Origin of the sequence: Colwellia sp. BRX9-1 (assembly GCF_014077195.1) — a bacterium.
Lineage (GTDB): Bacteria > Pseudomonadota > Gammaproteobacteria > Enterobacterales > Alteromonadaceae > Colwellia_A.
Genome location: NZ_JACGVM010000002.1, coordinates 186513 through 211147 on the forward strand (window position 1 = coordinate 186513; position 24635 = coordinate 211147).

General features: G+C 39.2%; 18 protein-coding genes. 5 read left to right on the plus strand and 13 right to left on the minus strand.

All coding sequences use genetic code 11. From position 1 onward, the window contains the following. The 4 genes from H4J76_RS03440 to H4J76_RS03455 are packed head-to-tail and all read left to right on the plus strand — an operon-like array spanning nt 1 to nt 3685. On the plus strand, nt 1–1029 hold the full coding sequence (locus H4J76_RS03440; protein ID WP_182214943.1) for an ABC transporter permease: 1029 nt from the start codon (nt 1–3) through the stop codon (nt 1027–1029). Further along, nucleotides 1019–1912, plus strand: a complete 894-nt coding sequence (locus H4J76_RS03445; protein ID WP_182214941.1) for an ABC transporter permease subunit — start codon at nt 1019–1021, stop codon at nt 1910–1912. The genes H4J76_RS03440 and H4J76_RS03445 overlap by 11 nt, the downstream gene beginning before the upstream one ends. Beyond that, on the plus strand, nt 1912–2901 hold the full coding sequence (locus H4J76_RS03450) for an oligopeptide/dipeptide ABC transporter ATP-binding protein (protein WP_182214940.1): 990 nt from the start codon (nt 1912–1914) through the stop codon (nt 2899–2901). Before H4J76_RS03445 ends, H4J76_RS03450 begins: the two co-directional genes overlap by 1 nt. 1 nt (nt 2902) lies before the next feature. Then, nucleotides 2903–3685, plus strand: coding sequence for an ATP-binding cassette domain-containing protein (locus H4J76_RS03455; protein WP_182214938.1), 783 nt, complete (start codon nt 2903–2905; stop codon nt 3683–3685). Nucleotides 3686–3761: 76 nt separating this feature from the next. Here the strand turns inward: H4J76_RS03455 and yeiP are convergent, their stop codons facing one another. The 9 genes from yeiP to H4J76_RS03500 form a co-directional block, all read right to left on the minus strand. After that, nucleotides 3762–4334, minus strand: a complete 573-nt coding sequence (gene yeiP, locus H4J76_RS03460; protein WP_182174511.1) for an elongation factor P-like protein YeiP — start codon at nt 4332–4334, stop codon at nt 3762–3764. Nucleotides 4335–4429: 95 nt separating this feature from the next. Beyond that, nucleotides 4430–5350 carry a M14 family metallocarboxypeptidase gene (locus tag H4J76_RS03465; protein ID WP_182230117.1) on the minus strand — a complete coding sequence of 307 codons (921 nt, stop codon included), beginning with the start codon at nt 5348–5350 and terminating at the stop codon, nt 4430–4432. A 170-nt stretch (nt 5351–5520) separates the two neighbouring features. Beyond that, nucleotides 5521–8097 (minus strand): exo 1,3/1,4-beta-D-glucan glucohydrolase, encoded by a 2577-nt coding sequence (locus tag H4J76_RS03470; RefSeq protein ID WP_182230118.1) that lies wholly within the window; start codon nt 8095–8097, stop codon nt 5521–5523. 14 nt (nt 8098–8111) lie between these two features. Further along, nucleotides 8112–9383 carry a sugar MFS transporter gene (locus H4J76_RS03475; RefSeq protein ID WP_182221596.1) on the minus strand — a complete coding sequence of 424 codons (1272 nt, stop codon included), beginning with the start codon at nt 9381–9383 and terminating at the stop codon, nt 8112–8114. A gap of 393 nt (nt 9384–9776) precedes the next feature. Beyond that, a complete protein-coding gene (locus tag H4J76_RS03480; protein WP_182214931.1) occupies nt 9777–10289 on the minus strand; it encodes a tyrosine-protein phosphatase in 513 nt (170 codons plus the stop codon). Nucleotides 10290–10337: 48 nt separating this feature from the next. Further along, nucleotides 10338–11960: a glycoside hydrolase family 30 beta sandwich domain-containing protein gene (locus H4J76_RS03485; RefSeq protein WP_259377113.1), complete on the minus strand. Its 1623-nt coding sequence runs from the start codon at nt 11958–11960 to the stop codon at nt 10338–10340. 156 nt (nt 11961–12116) lie between these two features. Further along, nucleotides 12117–12884, minus strand: coding sequence for a sugar-binding protein (locus H4J76_RS03490; RefSeq protein WP_182214928.1), 768 nt, complete (start codon nt 12882–12884; stop codon nt 12117–12119). A 200-nt stretch (nt 12885–13084) separates the two neighbouring features. Next, nucleotides 13085–13906 carry a LytTR family DNA-binding domain-containing protein gene (locus H4J76_RS03495; protein WP_182214926.1) on the minus strand — a complete coding sequence of 274 codons (822 nt, stop codon included), beginning with the start codon at nt 13904–13906 and terminating at the stop codon, nt 13085–13087. 15 nt (nt 13907–13921) lie between these two features. Beyond that, the gene (locus H4J76_RS03500; RefSeq protein WP_182214924.1) at nt 13922–15088 is read right to left on the minus strand and encodes a sensor histidine kinase; all 1167 of its coding nucleotides are present in this window, start codon (nt 15086–15088) and stop codon (nt 13922–13924) included. A gap of 409 nt (nt 15089–15497) precedes the next feature. On the opposite strand from H4J76_RS03500, the gene H4J76_RS03505 reads away from it, so the two are divergent. Further along, nucleotides 15498–17408, plus strand: coding sequence for a methyl-accepting chemotaxis protein (locus H4J76_RS03505; protein ID WP_182214922.1), 1911 nt, complete (start codon nt 15498–15500; stop codon nt 17406–17408). 154 nt (nt 17409–17562) lie between these two features. Here H4J76_RS03505 and H4J76_RS03510 read toward each other — a convergent pair whose 3' ends face one another. From H4J76_RS03510 to H4J76_RS03525, 4 genes are all read right to left on the minus strand, one after another. Further along, nucleotides 17563–18555, minus strand: coding sequence for a glycosyl hydrolase family 17 protein (locus H4J76_RS03510; RefSeq protein WP_220465903.1), 993 nt, complete (start codon nt 18553–18555; stop codon nt 17563–17565). Next, nucleotides 18548–19435, minus strand: coding sequence for a glycosyl hydrolase family 17 protein (locus H4J76_RS03515; protein ID WP_182214921.1), 888 nt, complete (start codon nt 19433–19435; stop codon nt 18548–18550). Before H4J76_RS03515 ends, H4J76_RS03510 begins: the two co-directional genes overlap by 8 nt. 93 nt (nt 19436–19528) lie before the next feature. Next, nucleotides 19529–22975, minus strand: coding sequence for a hypothetical protein (locus H4J76_RS03520; protein WP_182214919.1), 3447 nt, complete (start codon nt 22973–22975; stop codon nt 19529–19531). 99 nt (nt 22976–23074) lie between these two features. After that, nucleotides 23075–24487, minus strand: a complete 1413-nt coding sequence (locus H4J76_RS03525) for a family 16 glycosylhydrolase (protein WP_182214917.1) — start codon at nt 24485–24487, stop codon at nt 23075–23077. Nucleotides 24488–24635: the final 148 nt, after the last annotated feature.

Genomic DNA, 24635 nt, shown 5'->3' on the forward strand with positions numbered 1-24635 from the left:
ATGCTGATATTTACCCTACGCCGTCTAAACTTATTCATTTTCACCATGTTTCTACTGACATTGCTGTCTTTTAGTTTGAGCTTTTTATTTCCTGGTGAACAGTTAATCAATATTTCTGGGCAAATCAATGCGACACCTAAGCAATTGATAGTTTTAGCTGAGCAGTATCAAACAAATAATAATATTGCTCAGCAATACTTTTCGTATATAAGTCATCTTTTCCAGGGAGACTTAGGTATTTCAATGGCCAGCCAATTGTCTATAAGTAACGAGATCATGCGCTTTTTACCCGCGACAATTGAACTGTCTTTAGTGGCACTTTTCATTGCTATGGTCTTTGGTATTCCTATTGGCTTTATTGCCGCCATTAAACACCGTAAAGCTACCGATAATATTATTTTAACTATTTCTATGCTGGGTTATTCAATTCCTGTTTTTTGGTTAGGCCTATTAGCCATTCTTATTTTTTCTATCCAATTAGGTTGGTTGCCATCAGCAGGACAGCTCAGCTTAGTGTTTGAAATAGAACATGTTACTGGCATACAGTTTATAGATATTTTATTAAGTGACAGTCCTTATAAGTGGCAAGCCTTTCAAGATGCCAGCGCACATATATTTCTACCTGCGTGTGTTATCGCCCTAGCTCCAGCGACCATCTTTGTACGCTTAGCTCGCACGGCAATGATGGATGTGCTCGACAGCCAATACATACGTGCGGCTAAAGCAAAAGGGCTAAGCTTTAAGCAAATTATTTATCATCACGCGATACGAAATGCTATGGTGCACGTTATTCGAGATGTTGGTTTACAGTTTGCTAACTTAGTAACTATTGCCATGGTGACTGAAGTTATCTTTAGCTGGCCAGGCATCGGCCGATGGTTAATAGAAAGTATATTTCAGCGTGACCATACTTCAATTCAAGGTGGGCTTTTAGCGCTTTCTAGTTTTATTTTTATTGTGCATATTGTCATCGATTTTATCTATGCAGCACTTAATCCTTTAGCAAGAGAGAGTCGAAATGGCGCGTGATAAAATATACTTAGAGGAAGAGTTTCCTTCACCATTACTGCAACTTTGGCATAATTTCAAAGTAAAACCCGTAGTGATGATAGGTTTTAGCTGTTTTATTTTCTTAACAATTCTCGCTTTATTTGCACCTTTTATTACACCTTATACTCCCGTTGAAAATCACTTAGATTTTTTATTACTGCCACCAGCATGGCACGAAGATGGTAATGTCAGTTTTTTATTAGGCACCGATAATTTGGGTCGTGACATGTTGTCTCGCTTAATGCACGGCACATCACTGACTTTTGGCTTAAGTTTTGTTGTGGTGCTTATTTCTTTAGGTATTGGTGGTGTTATTGGCTCGGTATCTGCTTTAACATCAGGAATAAAATCAAGTTTTCTTAACCATTTTCTTGATGTAATTTTATCTATTCCTTCTTTATTGCTGGCAATTGTTATTGTCGCTATCTTGGGGCCAGGGTTGAGCAATACCTTATGGGCGATTATTATCGTGCTTATCCCACAATTTGTTCATATAACCCGTAATGTCGTTACTCAAGAGTTCAGAAAAGACTATGTTCTGGCTTCACGATTAGACGGTGCAAGTTCATTTAGAATTTTATATCACTCTGTTTTTCCGAATGTTTTAGAGAAATTAATTAGCCAAGCAACGTTAGCCCAGTCTGCTGCGATACTCGATATTGCTGCATTAGGCTTTCTTGGATTAGGCGCACAAATTCCAATGGCAGAATGGGGGGCGATGCTAAAAAACGGTATCGATTTATTCTATATTGCCCCGTGGACGGTTTATCTACCTGGTTTGGCGATTCTTTTTGCCGTGGTGGCAACTAATTTAGTTGGTGAAGGCATGAGACACGCCCTTAAAATCAGTAAGGAAGCTTAATGAACCTTCTCGATATCAGAAATTTGTCTATTGTGCTGAAATCAGCGACCAACCCTATTTTAGCGGTTGATCGCGTCAGTTTAACCATGAAAGAGGGTGAAGTTCGTGGTTTAGTTGGAGAGTCTGGTTCAGGAAAATCTTTATTGGCTCAGGCTATTATCGGCGTACTTGATGAAAAGTGGCATGTTGACGCTGATAGGTTTCACTGGCGAGGAAAAGATTTAATGCGCTTATCTGTTGATGAACGCAAAGCCATTATTTCAAAAGATGTCGCGATGATATTTCAAGAGCCGATGGCGTGCTTAGACCCAACGATGACCATAGGGATGCAACTTACCGAGGCGGTTGATGGCGAACAATTAACCGGTTATTTTTGGCAAAAAAATCAACAACGTAAAGAAACCGCGATTAGTCTCTTACATAAAGTCGGTATTAAGCAGCATAAAATTTGTTTAAAAAAATATCCTCATCAGCTTAATGAAGCGTTATGTCAGCGAGTAATGATCGCCATGGCACTCGCTAAACGCCCTATTCTCCTCATTGCAGATGAACCCACCGCGGCAATGGAGAGTACCAATCAAGGGCAAATTTTTCGCCTATTGGCGAGTTTAAACCAATTAAAAAACATGTCGATATTATTGATAAGTCATGACCTTGAGAATGTCACACATTGGACAAATACCATTACGGTGATGTACAGCGGACAATTTGTTGAAGCGGGTACCACCAAGCACATATTTGAACAACCGTTTCATCCCTACACTCGAGCACTCGTTGATAGTAGCCCAAAGTCAAATAGTGGCTTGCCAGCAAAATCACGGTTAATGGCGCTACCTGGCAGTATTCCTATTTTACAACATTTACCTATAGGTTGCCGATTAGGCCCAAGATGCCCTAGAGCTCAACAGGCCTGTGTTGTAGCACCTAAGGTAACAAACTATCATGGTCATCAATTTAGTTGCCACTTCTCGCTAAAGGGAAGTTATTAATATGCCAATATTATTACAGGTTAATAACTTAAGTAAATCGTTTAGAATAGGCAGAAAATGGTTTAATCAAAAATATTTTACCGCACTCGAACCGATTTCATTTGAGGTACAAGCTCACCATACCTTGGCTATTGTTGGAGAAACCGGATCGGGTAAATCAACCTTAGCAAAATTATTGGTTGGTGCGGAACTGCCATCAACGGGCAGCATAAAACTTAATGGCCAAACATTACAACCTGGAGACTTTAAGCAAAGATGCCAGCATGTACGGATGATATTTCAAGACTCTGGGACAACATTGAACCCAAGCTTAACCATTGGGCAACTACTGAATGAACCTTTGTTGATCAATACCAAATTAAATGAAGAAGACCGCCATTGTCTAATACGAGAAACATTACAAAAAGTAGGTTTGCTCGCTGAACATATGAATTTTTATCCACATATGTTCTCTGGTGGTCAAAAACAGCGCATATCATTAGCTCGGGCGATAATATTACAACCACAGGTGATTATATTAGATGAGGCCTTAGCTTCTCTCGACCCTTCGTTACGCTCGCAAATGATTAACCTGTTGCTCGATTTACAAGAACAGATGGGACTCGCTTATATTTTAATTTCTCATAACTTAGGTATTGTTAGGCATTTTAGCGATAAGATAATGGTTTTAAGCAAAGGACAAGTCGTAGAGATGGGCGACACAGCAAAAATTCTCAGTCGACCAAAACATCAATATACCAAGAAACTTATTCTCAACCAAAGATTCCAACTGTTACACCGCTAACAACTAACCTAATGGTTAGATCAATAAAGCCAGCAAATGCTGGCTTTATAAAAGTAGAGATAAAGTAAACGAGACTTTATTTCTCAGCGCGTCCCATAAATTTACGTTCTTCAGTGTTCACTTTGATTTTATCACCGATTGAAATATGTTCAGGCACCTGTACGGTTAAGCCCGTAGATAAAATTGCCGGCTTAGTGCGAGCTGTTGCCGAACCACCTTTAATTGATGGGTCTGTTTCAGTAATAACCAGTTCAACACTCGGGGGTAAATCAATACCAACCGCAGCACCATCAACAATAATAATTGATAAACCTAAGGTATCTTCACAAATAAATAGAGCTTCGTCAGCAATACTTTCTTTGTTAAGGTTGTATGGCGTGTAATCTTCATTGTCCATAAAGACATATTCATCACCATCGATGTATGAAAACATCGCGGGACGTCGGCTTAGGTCAGCGAAGTTCAGCATATCTGAGTCTTTAAACGTCTCATCAATCTTACCGCCAGTGACAACATCGTACATACGCATACGGTATAAACTACCACCGGCACGACCTTGAGGAACTGAACGCTCTATATCTCTTACAATAAATACTTTTCCGTTATGCTCTACCGCAGCATTTTTCTTTATATCACTGGCCTTTGGCATGGATAATAATTCCTAAAATTAAATGTCAGAGAAAAATAGCACGAACTTAACATTATGAAAATGTTTTAGTGTGCAAATTTTTCGGTCTTATCAGGTTATTCACTTTTTAAAATATAATCTAAACCACCCGTTATAGCAGCCACTTGCGCTAGAATGCAGTTTTCATCATCAACTTTTGGGCTGTCGGGGTAAACTTCGGTGGTGGTCAAGAATTTAGCATTGGTTAAGCCCATACATAATCCTAACTCGCGCGCAGCATAATTAATAACGCCCTGCTGTTCAAGGGGTACACCGATCAATTTACCGCTTTCGTCAGCAGGCGCTATATGGGTAACTTCTTCAACGGCATCAATAATCGCTTTTTGAAAGTCAGCGACTGGCTTCACGCTATCGGCGACTAAATAAAAGCCATCAGGGATTTGCCATTCTTTTTCTTCTATCGCATCTCGAGCACAAAGTGCTGGTCGAAATGTTGAATTATCGGTGTCAGTCGTTTCGTGTAAATCTATATGCACAAAAATATCACTGTTGAGCTCGGCAACATACTGCATTATCGCTGCTGACTCTTGGGCTGGGCTGTTTTGATAGAAAGAACGATTGGGATCTATCGCTTTGCAATTCCAACGGTTAACTGTTTCATAACCCCAAGGGCTGATACAAGGCGCAACGACAATATTAAAGTGTTCCGCATATTTGCCGGCTTGTGTTTGGGCAAAGCGTAATGCCCCCTGCACTCCACTGGTTTCATAGCCGTGAACACCACCGGTCACTAAAACTGTTTTTTTATTGTCTTGCCAGTTTTTTGTTTTAATCACATACAAAGGATAACGACTTTCATCAAGCGATAATGCGCCATATTGAAGAACATCAAAATCTTCTTTTAACGCGTTTATCTTTTCAACGACTTCATCTTGATATGAACGGGTTACCGTTTGTGCTTTAAACCACTGAACATTTTCTTTTTCAGTCCATTTTTTGCCTGGCGTTCCAATCGGATAGTTTTCTTCTTGATTCATATGATTTTCTTTTGATATTGTAAATATTATCAGCAAGTTTACACGCACATAGCGACAACCGTAAGGTCATTATCAATAAATACGCTGATTCGACCAGAAAAAAGGATAAAGCTCAACAATCAGACTTATCCTTATCCTTATCCTTATCCTTATCCTTTAAGTTAAATAGACTACTGCGGGCAGTTCAATGGCGCGCTAGTCGCTTTATTTGGCACTAATCGAATATGGTTAACAGATAAATTAATCGCGCCCGAGGTACGCAATTCAAAAGGCACAGCAACTTTACTCAGCTGCAGACCTTTTTCAGCAAAGCAATGTAAGCTAATAGCAATATCTTGCCACTCACCCTGCTTAAATGCCGCTAATTGTGCTTGAATATTATAACTTGCCTGACAATTTGCGCTGTCGCCAAGCGTTTCACAATTCATGGTGATATAAACAGGCGCATTAATATCACTGTCTCTTTTAACTGAAAATGTTAAGTCAGCATTTTTTTCGAGTTCACTAGTAAGATCTTCTCTAAAACCGTTGCTGTTAATAAATTTAACTCCCGCACTCGCTGCGCCAGTGGTCTTAAGTCGAAATGAATCTTCTTGTATCTCTTTATCAACCGTTCGATAAGAAATTCCTTTAAGTGATTCACTACTCGACTCTATTTCAATGTTTTGTTGTTGAGAAAACAATAACATTTTCCAAGGCGCTATCGCCTTACCTAAGAAAATATCGGTAATTAAATGCGTATTAAGCGCCACATTAGATTGCTCAGACAAGTCAGCTAATAAAGTGTCGTCTTGGTAGGTTAAACCATAGCCATATGAAAATAATGGTTGGTAGTCTTCGTCAAAACGATTGACAATTTGTGTTGGTAATTTAGGCCAAGAGAAAGACAATTTACCGGTAAAGTCGTGTTGGATATTATCAGTTGGGCTTTTCAATAAAACATCTGCGATTGCCTTACCCTCAGAGCCCGGTAGCCACGCAGCGACAAATGCATCGCTAGCATTGAGTTCAGCATTGACCCACATAGGTCGACCACTAATAAAAACAGCAACAACAGGTACTCCTTTTGCTTTAAGTGATGTAAGTAACGCTAAATCTTTTTTATGACCACGCTGATATTCAAGGTTATCAATATCACCATGCCCTTCAGCATAAGGTTCTTCACCAAAAACGACAATCGCTACATCGGGTTTGTTTGTGTAACTGCCATCAACACTCAAGGTTACTTGACCACCTGCGGCACTGACTTGTTGTTCTATCCCAGAATAAATAGAAGAGCCACCGATAAAGTCTGAATTTTTATTACCAGTTCCTTGCCAAGTAATACTCCAGCCCCCTGACTGTTTGCCGATATTATCAGCGGCATCGCCAGCCACTAAGATATGTTGCTTAGGTGATAAAGGTAAGAGCTGTCCGTTGTTTTTTAACAACACTAAGGATTCGCGAACCGCCTGACGAGCAACTTCGCGGTGCGACTCCCCGCCAATTAAGGCGATGTTCCCTGATAAAACACGCTTGGCAGGACTGGGCTTTTCAAAAAGCCCGGCGCGGACCTTTACCCTTAAAATACGCGTTACGGCATCATCAATACGTGACTGCAGAATATCGCCTTGCTTTACTTGTGCAATTATATTGTCATAAAGTGGTCGCCACGCTTCTGTTGGCACCATAAAAATATCTAAGCCAGCATTAACCGCCTGAGCGCAATTTTCTTTAATACAGCCTTTAACTTGTCCATGACCATTCCAATCACCGACAACAAAGCCGTCAAAACCCATTCTATTTTTCAAGACATCGGTTAGCAGATATTTATGACCATGGACTTTATCTCCATGCCAACTATTAAATGAAGCCATTACCGACTGAGCACCCGCAGTTAAACCGCCAACATAGCCTTGTGCATGCACAGTAAAGAGCTCTTGCTCGCTCGCTATGTTTTCGCCTTGATCATCGCCACCTTGCGTACCGCCGTCACCGATAAAATGTTTAATGGTACTGATCACACGTTTATCACCTAAAAAATCTTTATTGGCATGACCTTGTAAACCTTTGACGACTGACGCTGCGTATAAGCGAACAATTTCAGGATCTTCTGAGTAGCCTTCATAGGTTCTTCCCCAACGATCATCTCTAACCACGGCAACAGTTGGAGCAAACACCCAATCAATTCCGGTAACCATGACTTCGGTCGCGGTTACTTCTGCTATTTTCTCAATAAGTGTCGGATTATTTGCTGCGCCCAAGCCAATGTTATGAGGGAAAAGTGTCGCCCCGATAACATTATTATGACCGTGCACCGCATCAGTGCCCCACATCGTTGGAATTGTTGAACCGTCGAGTGAATCATCAACAGATGCTTGATACATTTTCTCAGCCAATAAAACCCAATCTGCAGGGGTAGAATGCTTATTATTATTGGGGAACCCCCCACCACCATTTAAATAAGAGCCAAAACCATAGGTTCGCATATCCTCAATGGTAATATCCCGAATTTCAGGTTGGATCATTTGCGCCACTTTTTGTTGCAAGGTCATCTTAGCGAGTAAGTCCGCTACTCTTTGCTCGACTTGCGCATCTTTTTTAACGTCACTTTCAAGTTGAGGCCAAATCTTATCGGCTTTATTGCTATCAATAGCTTGTGTCTCTTGCCCCGGTAACGTCGAATTTTCAGCAGGGCTGCAACCAAAGATTAATAACGAAAGCGTGATAAGAAACCAATTTTTTTTGTTAAATTTTAAGTATTTCATTGCGTTCATATTCATTATTTTTCTGTGACTACCTTGCTACCCTTCAAACCGTAAAAGACGATATAGACGTAACAAAACAAAGGTAAGATAAAAGCAAACTGCACACTAACACTATCCGCTAACAGGCCCTGTAATACAGGGACGATGGCGCCACCAACGATCGCTAAACAAAGAATGCCCGCTCCCTGACTGGTGTGCTTTTTAAGGCCACTTAACGCCAAACTAAAAATAGTTGGAAACATAATAGAGTTAAATAACCCTACTAATAAAATTGCCCACATCGCTATGCTGCCAGAGCTTAAAATAGTGATGGCAATTAAAACCACTGAACAAAGCGCATTAAAGGCTAAGGTTTTACCCGCATCAATTTTTTGCATGACTGCAGCGCCAATAAAGCGCCCAACCATAGCTCCGCCCCAATAATAAGTAAGGTACTTTGCTGCTTGAGTTTCTTCTAAACCGGCGATATCAGTTTCACCTAAAAAGCTCACCAAAAAGCTGCCAATTGACACTTCTGCGCCAACATAAACAAAAATACCGATAGCACCTAAAACTAGATGGCGATACTGCCATGCCGACCCTTCAATTTTTTCGCCATCAACCACCTCAGCACTTTCAATATGTGGAAGTTTTAAGAAAGCAAAAATAGCAGCAAGCACTAACAAGGCCGCCATCAGTCCTAAATAAGGTAGTTGTACCGATTCAGCACTATTTGCTGACATTGAATCAGTGACTTCGTTTAAAATTAATAACGCGCCAAAATAAGGTGCGATAGTTGTGCCTAAAGAATTAAACGCTTGGGTCATGGTTAATCGTGACGAAGCGGTTTCTTTTTTACCCAGTAAGGTCACATAAGGATTTGCAGAAACTTGCAAAACGGTAATACCACTAGCTAAAACGAATAAAGCCGCCAAAAAAACGGGATAACTATGTAAAGAAGCGGCGGGATAAAACATTAAACAACCCAAAGCCGCAATCACTAAACCGACCACAATGCCTTTTTGATAGCCCATTTTTTCGACAAACCATCCTGCAGGCAGAGAAACCAAAAAGTAAGCACCAAAAAAGCAAAATTGCACTAGCATAGACTGTGCATAACTTAACGAAAAAATGGCCTTTAAATGGGGGATCAAAATGTCATTTAAGCAGGTAATAAATCCCCACATAAAAAACAATGATGTCAGTGAAATTAACGCAAAGCGAGTAGAGTTATCTCCACCAAATCCATTAGATGAATTCGCTTGTGAGGTTTTGCTTTGATCTAAAGTAAAAGATGTTCCAGCCATTGTGGTGAGGTCCTATTGCTTAAAAATAAACACAAAGAATTTAGCTACGTCAGGTAGCAAGTTTATTCTTTATATCGCTTAAAATTGGTGTTGTTAATAACAAACCTATATCAGGCTTTATTATTTATCTATTTTTATTATAATTTGGCAGTAAAACCGCGAGACCACGGCTTACTGTCATTAATTTATCTTGAGTGATACAACAAATAGTTGCAATTTAAATGAGGTGTAGTGGGTAATCAATGCGTTAAAAGCGAATTTAAATAACACCGTAAGTTGAATTAACACGATAGCAGACAAAATTAAATCGCTAAAGGGTTTAACTAATTACCTCTGAGCTAAGTTAACATGAAATCAGTACTCTTCTGGCTGAAAAGTGCCTTTATATTGTTATCAAAACAGTGTCTCGGCTTTTGTTAACTGACGATTCAAATAATCTCGTTGTTTTTTAATTTTCAAAGCTTTAGGTTTCACTTTTTGTACTTCTGTAACAATTTTATCGACTGGCCAACCTAGTGCTAATAGTAATAGAGCAATAACAGTTCCCGTTCGGCCTGTGCCGCCTTTACAATGAATAGCCACCGTACCTTTATTCTTCAATTCATCGACTATGGTCGTTTTATTTATTGCCCATTGCGCTTCAAAAGCAGTACTCGGCGCTTCATCATCAATAATTGGCAATTGTAGCCAACTAAGCTGATACTGGCGACAAAGTTCAGGTAAAGAAAGTACCTTGTTACTTGCCATTTCTTCATCAAACATTAATGTGATCAGCATTGAAACACCCTCTTGCTTCAACTGCTTAAGTGATTGTTCAAGGCTAACTAATTTAGTGCCAGGACAAGGGGTAAATATCAGCTTAGCACCGTTATCCAGCGCTATAACTTCAAAGGGATGTTTATTCACTTAATCTTTACTCTTATTAATTATATGGCTTGTTAAAACGATTAAAAACTAAAGCTTAACACGTACTGTTTGCACGGCATTAGCGGCAATAGTTACTTGCGCATATTGACTACCAATTTGTAATGAATAATTTATTGGTGCTTTAGTGGTATTAAGTAACTGTACACTGACCAAACCATTGTCATTAATTGCAGCGCTGGCGTGTAAAGCATCTTTGTCTAAACCTTCTAACTGCTGATTAACCTGTAATGCCGTATCACCTGGTCGAATGGTTTTACTAAATTGTGCTAATACATAATAAATCGGGGTGTAATAAACCTCACCTGTGTCAGTATCAATCATGATAGGTGCACCACAAAAGTTACCTACGTGATTAGGCCCACCATGCTTATCGAGTACGATATTCCAATCTATCCAGCCCTCTAACCAATGATCTAAACTAACAATAATATTACGTGCATAACGATGAACGGGGGTGTAAATCGGATGATCCTCAGGTTTAGGTGCCCAAGTTGCGGTGTACGCCCAGTCGGTCGCATTTTCGTTCCACCAAAAATCATCATTATTGAACCAGTTACTTTCTTTAAAGCGGACAGGATCTAAGATACCTGCTGGTGCATCTTTACCTAGATCATCAATCGTGCCTTCGGTATGTATAATTGAAAACTCTGGAAATTTTTCATGAACCCGGTCAAACACATCTTCATTAACTTGATTACTGCTTTCGTACCAATGAACGGCTGTACCATAAACATACTCAGACGTTTCTTTATCCCCGAGTATTTCATCAGTCCAATGCTCCATTTCATCACGATTTTGGTCATAAATAAGTAATTTAACCGCTTTGTGCGCACTCGCTTTTAATTTTGGTCCTAAATGGTCCTTAATAAAAGTATTTTGGCTTTTAGGCGTAAAATGCATACTTTCCCATTGACCACTGTTGCCATGAGGTTCATTTACTGGCGTTAGTGCCCAGAGTTCAATACCTTCTTGCTGATATGCATCGAGGTACTTAATAAGATAGTCTGCATAAGTAGCGACGTACTGTGGTTTTAATTCGCCGCCCGTGCCTTGGTGATTATTTTCAGGTGTTGGTTTAACATAATAGTCTTCAATTGTTTTCATCCAAGGTGGCGCAGTCCATGCGGAAGCGACAATTTTTAAATCTTTATCGACTTGCTGATTTTTTATCGCGTAAGCTTCTTTTATCATTGGCAACAAATCAAATTTCTCATCTTTAATACCAGGGTAATCTTGAGCGCTAAAACCATCGCTATCTACCGCGATACTGAATGATGTTAAGTTAGCGTCATCTTTACGTTCTGCATATGAATAGCGACCGTCCACGGCAAAGTCTGTTGCGCCAATATGCGTGCGTGCTATTGAAAAATTAGCGCCCTTTTCGCCATAAATATTTTCCATCACCTCTGCACGCTTATCTTTAGGTAAGTGTGCAAGCACAAAAGCGGAAGATTCAGTGAACGATGTACCAATACCAACAATCTTTTGTTTTTTAATATCTGGCCTTACCACAATAACCTTGCCCGTAGCTGTACCTTGTTGAAAGCTTAAATTCTGCTGTGGCGCTATTTTGTCACCGGCTTCGCTAGTCAGTAATATTTCTTGGGTCATTGAAAGCTGGTAATTAATATCGGTGGTGTCTTTATTCATTTGAGTTGCCTGATTTACCGGTGCACAACTCATTATGGTGAGAGAAGTGATTGTTATAATAAATAACTTATGGATGAATTTTTTTTCAATATTGTTCATTTTATAATGCTCATGTCTAGGAGAGGGAAAAGAAAAACTTAACGCTTATCTAAGCGATTATTTAGCCAAGATAAGCTTACCGAACATACCCGCATCTATCCAACCACGATCGGGCGCTCCACCCTCTGCAGACTCAGAGCCAATAAAATTTTCACGTAGTTCACTGCCGTCGTTATCACAATAAGCCACCATGAGTCCCATCACTTTGCCAGCAAACAAGGCGACTGGTTTGTTAATACTGCTTGAGTCTGTTGTGGTATCTTGATATTCATCGTTATAAATATCGATGCTTAGTTCCCAAATAACCGTATTGCCTTGTTGTTTCCAGTTGCTTTGAACATGATGTGAATAGTTCTGCGGCTTTTTGTTGGTGCCTATATCTATGGCTTGGTTATCAAGAGACATATGGTAGGCAAGTGCATTATGGTTATATTGGTGATCACCGCCAGAGAAATCTTCATCAATAAAAATCTCTAAGCAATCGTCATCCCAATATTGGCTCAAGGGGTCGCGATGGGTATCAATGAGAATGTCATCAATAATTTCAGCCATAATATATAATTTAGCTTGCGTCCAAACCACTTTGTATCGGCCTTGAAAGTCTTCTTTTGAAAATTCTGGACCTAACCATCGTTGATCTAAATTTTGCCACTGTGCTAATTGCCAAACACTTTCATTGGCAATACCATCAACACTTGGCGCTTTTTCAGCATGTGGTGCATAATAATTAAGTCGATTAGCCGCGTGACTATCGGCTGCATAGCAAGGCACTATTAATGCCATAGAAAAAATGGACGCAATAATTATCTGTTTAATACTTAACATTTAATATCCCTTAATTAACAATGACTGTTTACCCAAGTGAGTAACATCTACAGTTATATCAATCATCTAATGAGCGGCTTTTTTTAACAACCGTATTACGATAAAGGGGATTTTAGAAGCGGTAGGCTGGTCAATATAGGGCAATAACAAGATCACTTAAATAAAAAATGGCATATTGACCACGAGTCGTCGTCAATATACTACATGTCAGTTAAAAAACTCTTGATCACTTCTCGATAATTACGGCTCACTTTAACTTGGTCATATTCACCTAATTTAAGAAAAAACTCACCTTTAGTATGCGGGATCACTTTTTGAATATAATTAAGATTAACAATCGTTGAACGGTGCACACGTTTAAACATTTCAGAGTCTAAATCTTCTAGCAAATTTTTCAAGGTGCAGCGTTTAATATGAGTAACGCCTTGCGCATGAACACAAACATAATCTCCTGCTGCGTCAACCCATTCAATATCGGTTTGTTTTAACAAGGTTATATCGTCTCGGTCTTTAATGACGATTTTACGCTCAACTTTGTCGGTATTAAGCTTAGGAAGGCTGATACTCTGCGAAGAAGCATTATCAGGGTTTTCCATTTCATTGATTGAGTCTATCGCACTAATAATGCGAGATTTGTTTAAAGTGTCTTCATCACTTTCACAACGAACCAACGCACGCTGAATGGCGCGCTGAATTCGTTCGTCATCAATAGGTTTAAGAATATAGTCAACGGCATGCACATCAAACGCATCTAAAGCATATTGCTCAAATGCGGTCGTGAAAACCACCATAGGAACAATATCAGATTGTAATTTTTTAATAACGCCAAAACCATCAACACCTGGCATCTGTATATCTAAAAAGAGTAAATCAGGTGCTAAGGCCATCGTCGCTTCAATCGCTTCACGGCCATTTTTACATTCTGCAATAATTTCTATTTCAGGAATTTTATTTAACTTTGCACGCAAGAGATTAAGCGCTAAAGGCTCATCATCAACAATAATTGTTCTTAACTTATTCATAAATTTAACTCACCGTCATTGAGTTTGGTACTGGCTAGCAGGTGTTATTTCATCAAGCGTTTCAAAAGGCAGCTTAATGATAGTTTTTAAACCACCTGATGGGATAATATTAAGGTTAAATACGTAGTCATCTGTATATAACACTTTAAGTCTTTCATCGATATTACGCAAGCCGACACCTCGACTCCTTTTTCCTTTCATTTTACTACCGTCAACCGCGGTTCCAGAACCGGTATCACTTAACTCTAACACCAACATTTTATCAACAACGTCAGCCCATAGACTAATAGTGCCACCCTCTTCATTTTGAGCGATAACATGTTTCATTGAGTTTTCAATAATAGGTTGTATTAATAAACTCGGTATTAAAGCTAACTTTGCTTTATCAGAAATTTTAAAATCTAATTTAAGTCGCTCGCCAAAACGGGTTTTCTCTATTTCTAAATATAAGTTAAGTGCGATAATTTCAAATTCTAACGCAATTTTAGTATCAGGGTTATTGTCTAATGAATAACGTAAAAACTTACTTAATTGAACGGTCATCCGCTGAGCTTTCTCTGGAGCTTCGCATTCGATCAGAGAATTAATGGCATTGAGGGTGTTACAAAGAAAATGAGGGTTGAGTTGGTAACGTAACATTTTTATTTTTGCATCTCGGGCTACCGATTGCGCGTTCACTCTTTTTAATTGCTCTTCTTTAGCTTCCGCTGCCTTTGAAAGCAACATTTTATGCTCAAATTGCAACAATTGATAATAGCGAATACCATGAAAAAAACCGGTCCAACAAAAGAAAATAAAAATACTACTAAAATACCAGCCGCCAAACTCGTCCCAATTACCGGCAGAGCTGGTCAGTTCTATATAAAGTTTGACTCGGATAAGTGTCCAAATAAAGGAAATACAAATCACTGAAACGATGGTTATCAGTACGCGGGTAAAAATAGGTGAGTGCCAACACCTCATGAAAATCCAATACAGTGGCAATGAACAAAATATCCCCACAACAGACTGCCAAAAAGTGTGATTAAGGTGCTCGACATCGATTTGGACATACCAAAGTGTCAGTGATATCAGGCTAATTAATGAAACGAAAGACCAAAAGCAGATTTGTAAAACCCAAAATAGATACTCTGGCTTTTTTGAAATAAATTTATTGAAACGTAATAGTGGGTTGTCAGACATATTTGCTCCGAAATCATCTGATATTATACTACCCCTTCCACCACTGATGGTCGAATAAAAATTTCCTTACTATCGTTGCTAAAGACCGTTTCATCTCATTAAGGTAAAAATAGCTTAACTTAACTTAACTTACTGAGTCATTAAGTCAGTAAGTTAATCGATAGTTCATTGCCATCAAAAAATATTTTTGCTATTCAAATAAAGTGATTTTATATTTAATCAGCTGAAATAATTAGCTATCTTGAAAGAAAGTTAAATTGTTGTGGTTTTAAATGGTGCGACTACATGGATATGTTAAGCTCAAGCAAATTGAGAGCGAATCTATTTTAAAACCCTTATAAAAAGGATTTTATGGACAAATCGCCGTAACCGAAAAGTTTGTGGAAAACTTGCAAATAGGATCTATTTAATGAGATTTTTAACCACCCTTTCTATCCGATCTAAGTTAGTCATTGCTATGTTAATGGCCGTTATCATATCGACCAGTATTGTTGGCTTTGTTGGCCACTCAAAAGCCAAAGAACTGCTTATATCCAGACTACAACAATCAGATTTACCTAATCTCCTGCTGCGCGTTCGTAATGCAGTCGACGGTGAAATTTCTGAAATGAAAGTGTTAACAAAATCTATTGCCACTAACCCTTTTCTACTTGATTGGATAGAGTCTGGTGCCAGCAAAGACAATGAAGCTAACGTTATTAGCATGCTGAGTAACATCGCTAAAGATAACAATTTAAGTAATGCTTCCTTCGCCGATCGAAAAACAGCTAAATATTGGAACCAAGATGGCTTTCTTCGTGTTCTCAAAGATGACAGTCTTGATGGTTGGTTTTTTGCATTTACCAATAGTAATAAAGAAGAGTCGGCAAGTACCTACGCTTATCCGAATGGTAATGTAGATGTTTTTATCAACTATCAACAACTTAATGGACGAGGTGTTTCTGGATTATCTAAATCATTTAATGACATGGTTAGTTACCTAAACAGCTTTAAAATTGAAGAGTCAGGTTTAGTGTATCTTGTTGATCACTCGGGGTTGGTAAAAATTCATCAAGATAAAGCAAAAAGTGAAAAGGCGAACTTGACTGATATATATAAAGATATAAATTTTCAAACGCTGTTATCAAAAGAACAATTTTCTTTTCAAGAAACAGAAAGTTTAATCGTGGCGACAAGCTATATCTCAAGTTTGGGTTGGTATGTTGTTGCAGAAGTGCCAAAGGCTGAATTGTACTTAGCGTTGAACGAGTCACGAAATTATATGCTGATTTGGTTTGCCATTATTGTCGTAGTGTTTATTTTGATCAGTATCATTTTTGCAAAAAGTTTAACGCAACCTATCAATGACCTCGCTGGATTATTTAAAGCCTTGGGGGATGGTGAAGGCGACCTTAGTTACCGACTAAGTGAAAGCGGCAGCGAAGAAGTCTCACGTTTGGCCCATGGTTTTAATACTTTTATCAGTAAAATACACTCGGTAGTTAATGATGTCGCTAAAACATCAAAAGATGTCCGCCAAGCATCGTTAGATGTTTCCCAAGATGCAGAGCAGTCAAAACTCGATGCTGAAGGTCAGCGTGACATCGCCACACAAGTTGCAACGGCTATTAGTGAAATGGGTTCAACCATTACAGAAATTGCAGCAAACGCCGCACATGCGGCTGACTCGACCAGCGAAGCGATAACCCAAGCTAAAAATGCACAAGTTGTTGTTAAAGAATCAACTGAGAATATTTACCAGATGGCACAAAATATGGATTCTGTGTCTGTTACCATTGAATCTTTAGCGAATAAAAGCAACGCTATTAGCAGTGTGCTTGATGTTATACGAGGAATTTCAGAGCAAACAAATTTACTGGCATTAAATGCCGCGATTGAGGCTGCTCGTGCAGGCGAACAAGGTCGTGGTTTTGCGGTGGTCGCTGATGAAGTTCGTAACTTAGCGAAGCGCACCAGTGAGTCCACTGATGAAATTAATAAAATGATCAACCTTTTGCAATCAGAGTCTCAGCGAGCCGTTGATAGCGTGAGGGAAAGCAAAGTGACCGCCGAAGTTGGCGCAACGGATGCTCAACAGACAACAGAGGCACTTGAGGAAATTGTTGCTAATATTCAGCTCATTTCAGATCTAAATACTCAGGTGGCCACAGCAACAGAAGAGCAAGCAGCCGTTGTTGGTGAAATTAATATTCACGTTCATACGATAAGCGATAGCACAGAAAACAGTGCGCAAATATCAACCCGTATAGCCTCTTCAAGTGAATCACTTACTGCAATGGCAATGAATCTTGATAGCTTGGTCAAACGCTTTAAAATATAAGGGAAAGGTTAATGGCTTGGGTGAATAAGGGATTTTCAATCATTTAGTCTTTAATTTGACCAATAAAATAAAACCCAACGACTTTGACCGAGCAATATTTGCTGACAAAATCCTTGGGTTATTACTTTTATTGACAGTTAAACTTTAACGAAAACTAAGCAACAGCATTGTTTTTGTTAATGTTTATAACCTCGTTTGGATAAATATTTTTCATCACTAACTTAGGCGTACGGTCGACTTTAAAGAGTCCCCAATGTTTTTCAGGTTCTAATTTATCAGGAGATCCTTTCCATGGTTCATCAAAGGCTTCAAAGACAAAGGTCAGTATTTTTTCTTCTGTCGTCCAAGCAAGTAGTTGCTGATAATATTCTGCCTGTAGTACTTCGTTAGCATTCCAAGGCTCTATGCCCCGTCCATTTGATGCCGTTGTCCAACCCGCTTCGGTAATTATCACCGGTTTGTCAGGATAATGATGGGCAACACTGTAATAATTTTGTTTGGTATATTCGAGTGCATCTTCCATCGTTCTGTATTCCCAGGCAGGGTAAGTATGAATGGAAATAAAATCTAGTTCAGCAACCAAGGGCTCAAGTTTGTATGTCCAAGGGACATAGTTTTCACAAAAAGTTACCGGTTGATGAATTTCTTTTTTAATTTGTTTTACATAGTTTACTAAACTATCGACAGGTACCATATGGTCTGTCCATTCGACACTCGCTTCATTACCGACAGAAACTGAAAATACGATATCATCATACTTTTTGGTAAGTGCGATCATACTATGAATTTCATCACAATTTTTCTGACGATTAGCATTAATAACTTCTTGACTAAAATCAGCGCCCCAAGGACAGTTAGGGTTACTCATTTCTGCTGCCATATCGACGCCTAGCATTACTTTGAAATGCAGTTTTTCAGTTTTAATAACATCAAGAACAAGTTCGGCGTGTGGTCCACAATCGTAAAGTCGAAGGTAGCTCCAGTTTTTTTTCAAAATAAGTAAGTCTTCTTTAACTTCATTATAACTTGGGTAAAGACCTTCTCTTGGATTTTGCCCGTCACGATAGCCAGAATAACAAATAGCATTTTCATGAAGCAATTTCATCGAACTGATTGTTGCTATTTTATCACTGTGTTTTTTAAACATACTTTAATTTCCCGTTTTTATCCCAAAGACCCCAATGCGCGCCAACACCGCCTTCATCTTTAACTTTCCAAACCTCATCAAATGATGAAAAATAGAAGACCGCTATATTTTCTTCTTCTGCCCACTGATAAGTACCTAAAAAGTACTTAATGGCGTTTTCATAAGATGGCACAGCACCCCACTCTGCTGGACCTTCGTTCGGCCAGCCAGTTTCAGTGATAATAACTTTTTTACCCTTGCCAGCTTTAATTGCACGGCGATACATGTCTTTCATGTAAAGAATGGAGTACTCAAGGGCACAGCCTTCCCAAAAAGGATAACAATTCGCTAAGATCAAGTCGCAGGCGTCGGTAACCTTGGGATGTTCTTCAAATTCATAGTAAGCGTCAACATAGCCTACTTCGATACCCGGTAATGCTGCTTTTACACGATTAATGTAAGCGATTAATTGTCCTTCACTTAAGTCTTCACGCAGTAGGACTTCATTGCCAACGGCAACAATATCGGCATAACCTTGTTGTGCAACCGCTATCAGGTTGTTGATTTCTTTCTCATTATTTTCTAAATCATCATCTAGCCACGCACCGACTAAGGTTTTTAAACCTTGCTGCTTTGCTATCTTGGGGATATTTTCATTACCATCAGTACAAGAAAAAGAACGGATCCAGTTAATACTAGGAGAAATAATCGCCATACGTGCCGATATCTGTGCCTCGCTTATCTTAGTGCCAGGCCCTTGCCCTTCGGTATAAGGGCTAAAGGAAATACCATGAATTTTATTATCAAGTACCCCATTAACAGCACTTTGTAAGTCTTCTCTAGAAGAATGACCAAGATTCATTCCAGCCAATGACATATGCTTATTGTATTTACTCGACATGCTCGTCTCCGATAACCATCGTTATATATAATTGACGGGGTATTGATACCCCGCCTTTAATCAAACAACCAAAAAATTTATGCTAAATCATGATTAATAGAATAAATTATCAGTTGACATCGTTAAGGTTAATTGCTGTATTTGACCGCTTCTAAGAAACAGCTCAGTGCTCTCTTTAGCAGGTAAACTCAACGCTGAAAATGTGTGCTGTTTACCGTCTTTATAAGTCACCATTAACGAAGGTTCAACTTCATCGTTAAGCTGGTAAACAATTGGAACCTGACACCAAGTAAAGGCGAGTCCCATTGCTGGCACCGTTATTTCTTGCCAATTTTTGTTCACATCTAGGTAGCGAAATGGCTTGGCTTGTTGAATAAATTCACATGATTGCAATAAGCTTGGTTCAAACGAGACAACGCCTGCGTTAACGCGAAGACCTAACTCGCCAAAACGTGAAAGTATTTCTTCTTTCACTTGTCCGGTCATACCCGGTTGTTGCGCACCCGAATGTTTAGGGGTATGAGAGTATGGGTCCATTGGAAATGCCCCATATTCAAGTGGCGTTTTGTTAAAACCAATACCGTCACGAACTCGATAGTATAAACTGGCAATTTGTCGCCTTACCTCGTCACTTTCTCCTTGCTCAACACAGTTAAAAAAGTTTTCTTCTACCGCTAACATCAGCTTAGAAACCATGTGCCAATAGATACAGCCCAAACCTTCAAAACCAAACATACCACCAGAGCGGCCAGTAAAAGCTTGATGATTAAAGGTTTGCTCATAAAGATCAAAAATCGCTGTTTTATCAGTTGTCAGTGCTTGAGGATATTCTTGACTAAGCTCTGTTAATTTATCTTGTAGAACATTGCTATTAGTAATATCAGCATTGAAGCGATATTGACCATCAATATCTTGCAAGATGATACGTTCATCAGCCTGTTTAAGCATCTGTTGCAGCGAAGTGTTTTCTTGTACCTGCTGGGCATCAACACAATTTTTTTCTAAAAAGCTTGGTAGCTTTCTATCGGGGTAAAGCATAAAACTTTTTTGATCGGGGCGATAAACATCACTCGCAAAAAGCGCTTCGAGTACATCAACCACTTGTTTTGGTTTAAGTGCACCAGAACTTAAGGCAGCAACCTGTCCTTCGAGCATTGGGTACAGATTTTTAACCTTGGAGGTCTTATTTTCTAGGCTCAATAAATTATAAGCGTTATATAATCCGTCGGCGCGTTCATTGGTCTCAATCGTATGTTCAATCGCTTGTAGGGCATCACTTAACATCGCACTGATCTGACTAATCTGCTGATGCGTCTTACCACTAAAACCTTCTTGGCTATAAATAGCTTGACGGTAATGGCTTGCTGCCATGCCTAGTTCTGCAGTACTTTGATAGCGTACCTCAGCAGTTACTGGCTCAGGGGTTAACGTTGAAACTAAATGTGTTAATGCGTTTGCCGTATCAGTCAACCATAAGTTAACTTCAATAGACAACTCAACATCTTGTGTTTCATTAGCAATTAACTCTTGGAAAAAACAAACATAACGACGCAAGTAACATAAGGTCACCATAGATAAACCTTGCCCAACTAAAGCATTGTTTGCATCATTCCACTCGGGTCTTTGGGTATTTAACCAAATGCCGCCATCAACCACTAAATTACCCAATTTAGACAATAAGGGCACTAATAATTTTTCCAACAAGTTAACTTGATAAACATCACCCTTGGCGTCAAGGACCAGTTTGCCATCAGCCCCCATTGTTTTAACACGTTGCTCAATGTTAAGCGCGAGCGACTCATCATAGGTGACGGTGCTTTTAGCATCTTTAACCAAGTCATCAAATGACTTAATGCGATAAGGCACATTGGCATAACTGAAAAGTGTTTGGCGCAGCATCGCAGTCAATTTTTCTGGATGAAATTGCTTCGACAGCTCAAGCATCTTTTGTAAGTAAATTATTTGATGATCACCCCAATAGCCAATATAGCTCCACGGGTCATCAGGTTCTTCTACTTCCCAGTCGATGCCTTCTTTGGTAATTCTATAAGGATTATAACCATCCATCGTCGAAGCATTAACAAACTTGGCAACAACACTTTCAATAAATTGCGGGTAGCTATAGGTTAATGCCTCCCAGTTTTGAAAAATATCTCGCCAATTTCCTTGGTAAGTTAACAAACGCTTATTGTTTTCATCCACTAATTTAATAGCGAACTGGTTCCATGGACGACTCGGATCGCCATGACGACGACCAAATGATATAGGTAAATATTCAGAAGCTAAGCGCTCAAGTTGGCTATCGCCAGACGTTTTAATTTCTGTCAGTAATTCCACAAAATCTAACTTTTCCGGCAAGCTGTCTAACAGCGCTTGATTGCGTTGATAAACCTTATGGTTAAATAAATTAATCGTCTTGGTAAAATCATCTGCAGAGATCTGATACTGATCGTCGAAAATACCACCACGCAAGGCATTAAATAAAACATTAGCATAGTGATGCTCGGCAACACTCTCTTCACCCGTTAATTGAAAACCATCAACAGAAGCCATAATACGTGCTAATTCATCAGAGCCATTCGCTATAGAATCGTTGATATTATCGTCAAGTTTATTTCGTTCGCCTAGCTGACGACGCAAGACAACAGATTGACTTTGAGTCTGCTCAATATTAGCAATAAATTGCCATTTTTTATCACTGTGCGGCTTAAGTTCAAGGGTAGTATTCACTAAATATGCGCCACGAATACCTCGCTTTGTTGTTTCCTGTTCAACCTGTTCGCCACGTCGAAAAGCACTTAATTGCTCAGATGAGAGTAAAATATTAGTGTTATCTAAACCAAGGCAAAAAACCGTATTCGCTTTTAATGACTCACAAGGCTCTGCTCTATCGGTGATGCCCGAAAACAAAGTAAAAAAGGCAAGACCTGAACTTTCATCTAACTCGGTCCACTTATAGGCATCCACTAAATTACTTGAATTTGTTTGCGTAAAGCGCGGTGTACCTGCAGGTAATACATTCTGAAAACCATCAATAATTTCAACACTTAAAGGTTTATCTGATAAGTTCTCTAATTCACATTTTCTTACAAAACCATAGGTGTCGCTCGTTGCCCAGGTATAGCGAAAGGCTAACTGCAAATCATTATGAATTTCTTCAAAACACAGTTTATTGCCTAATACGTTCTTGTATAAGTTTCTGGTGATATTAAAACGAAGTTCATGCTCACGATTAAAGGGTTCCCAATCAACCTTTTCACTACCCGTATCAACACGTAATAGGGTTTTACACCCCGTATTTAACTCACTTTCATGAATTTTGTCTACGGTAATATAAGGAAATAAAGGCGTCTCTGGCGATACACGCCCTGCGGTTAATCCACCCGTTGATGAAACGAATAGCCAATGGTCACTATTAGAAATAACGCTAACAAAAAAAGGAGCCATCTTATTAACATTGTTAATGGCATAAAAACGTTCGTCAGCGATAGTGACAAATTCACCGGTCACTTGATTGTTGTGGGTATTACATATTTTCATTTTTAATTCCTACCTAAACTCAAGGTACTTTACTGTTCTAAATAATTGAATAAATTGATAGATGAATGTTTAAATTCATCTATTTCTAAAATTTACGGTTTACTGATTTAAAGGTTTAAATATTCTGACAAAGTCAACTTCCATTGATACCGGAAAAATACTGTCATCTATGGGTCCACCTGCTTTGCCCCACATACCGCCAATCGCAAGATTTAGAATAACGTGGTAAGGATGATCGTAAGGCCAAGCGCGCCAGCCGCTAGATTCATTGCTATAAAAGAAATAAGGCACATTATCAAACAATACGGTAATACTCTCTGGCGTCCACTCAACGGAGTAAAGATGAAAGGCTTTTTCAACATCTTGACCTTCGATACTGCCCTTTCGTTGTTCCCAATTCGCCCAATAATAAGCTTTATTATGTACGGTGCCATGAATGGTTTGCATGTCGTAACCAACGTGTTCCATGATGTCTATTTCACCCGAGTTAGGCCAAGCATCACAGGTTGCACTGCCTTGCCAATCGTCGTTTTCTTGACAGGTGCTTGAATATTTAAAAGGATCACTAGGTAACATCCAAATAGCTGACCAAGTGCCTTGCCCTGCCGGTAACTTAGCTCTAACGTCGACACGTCCGTAAAGAAAATCGCCTTTACCTTGTGAGTGAATACGGCCAGAGGTATATTTTGCATCATCTAAATTTTCTTTATAGGCGGTGATCACTAAATTACCGTCTTTTACATGGACATTTTTGAGGTTATCGGTATAAGTTTGATCTTCACTGTTCACCTTACGAGCAGGCCAAATATCATAACTCCATTTATTTGGATCTGGCTTACCTTGATAATTAAATTCATCACTCCAAACTAATTGCCATTGCTTTGACTCAATTTCTTTTTTACGGACAATTAGGGCACTAAGGATTGGCTGCCCATTGATCGCTTCAAAGTTTATATCTAGTTGTCCATCGGTTACTTCAACATTATAAACAGCTCGTGCTAAGGCCGATAAATGCTTACCATCTCGAGCAAGCCTGACATTTAAATCACTAATAACCAGCTTATTCTCAGCAAATACATTGAAGACACGAGCATCCATAGCGTTGTCTTCGGGTTCAGCAAATTTAAAAATGATATCGTACAGGCCATTTTCCATGGGTTGCTTAATGCCGATATTACCAAAGCGAAAAGATTGATAAATAAAACTATCTTGTGAGCCTTTGATATTTTCAATCGTACCTATATCACCGGTAGTTATCGATTGATCTGCTTGATAGCTTATACCGTCAACGCCAACATATTCACTACCACCAACATTAATTGCCCAGACTACCGTGTTATCTTTTTCACTATGATCACTTTGCTTGTCGCCCTGATGAACAGAAGATAAATGAGCTTCATCGAGCTGATAACGTTCATCGTCGCTTACCAGTTCTCGGCCAACGAGTAATACGGGGATCAAAATTAAGACCAAGACCAGTAGTGATTTTTTGTTACTTTGTTTATTCTTCATCTTATTGAAGCTCCAAATTCATAACGTTATCTCAGCTACGTAGCGTTATTTATTAGCAATATTAAGAGCAACAATAAGGGAACTAGAATGTATCGCAATCAAAACAAGGCAAGATGGACTAGCCTTGCGGTAAAAACGACACTTATCG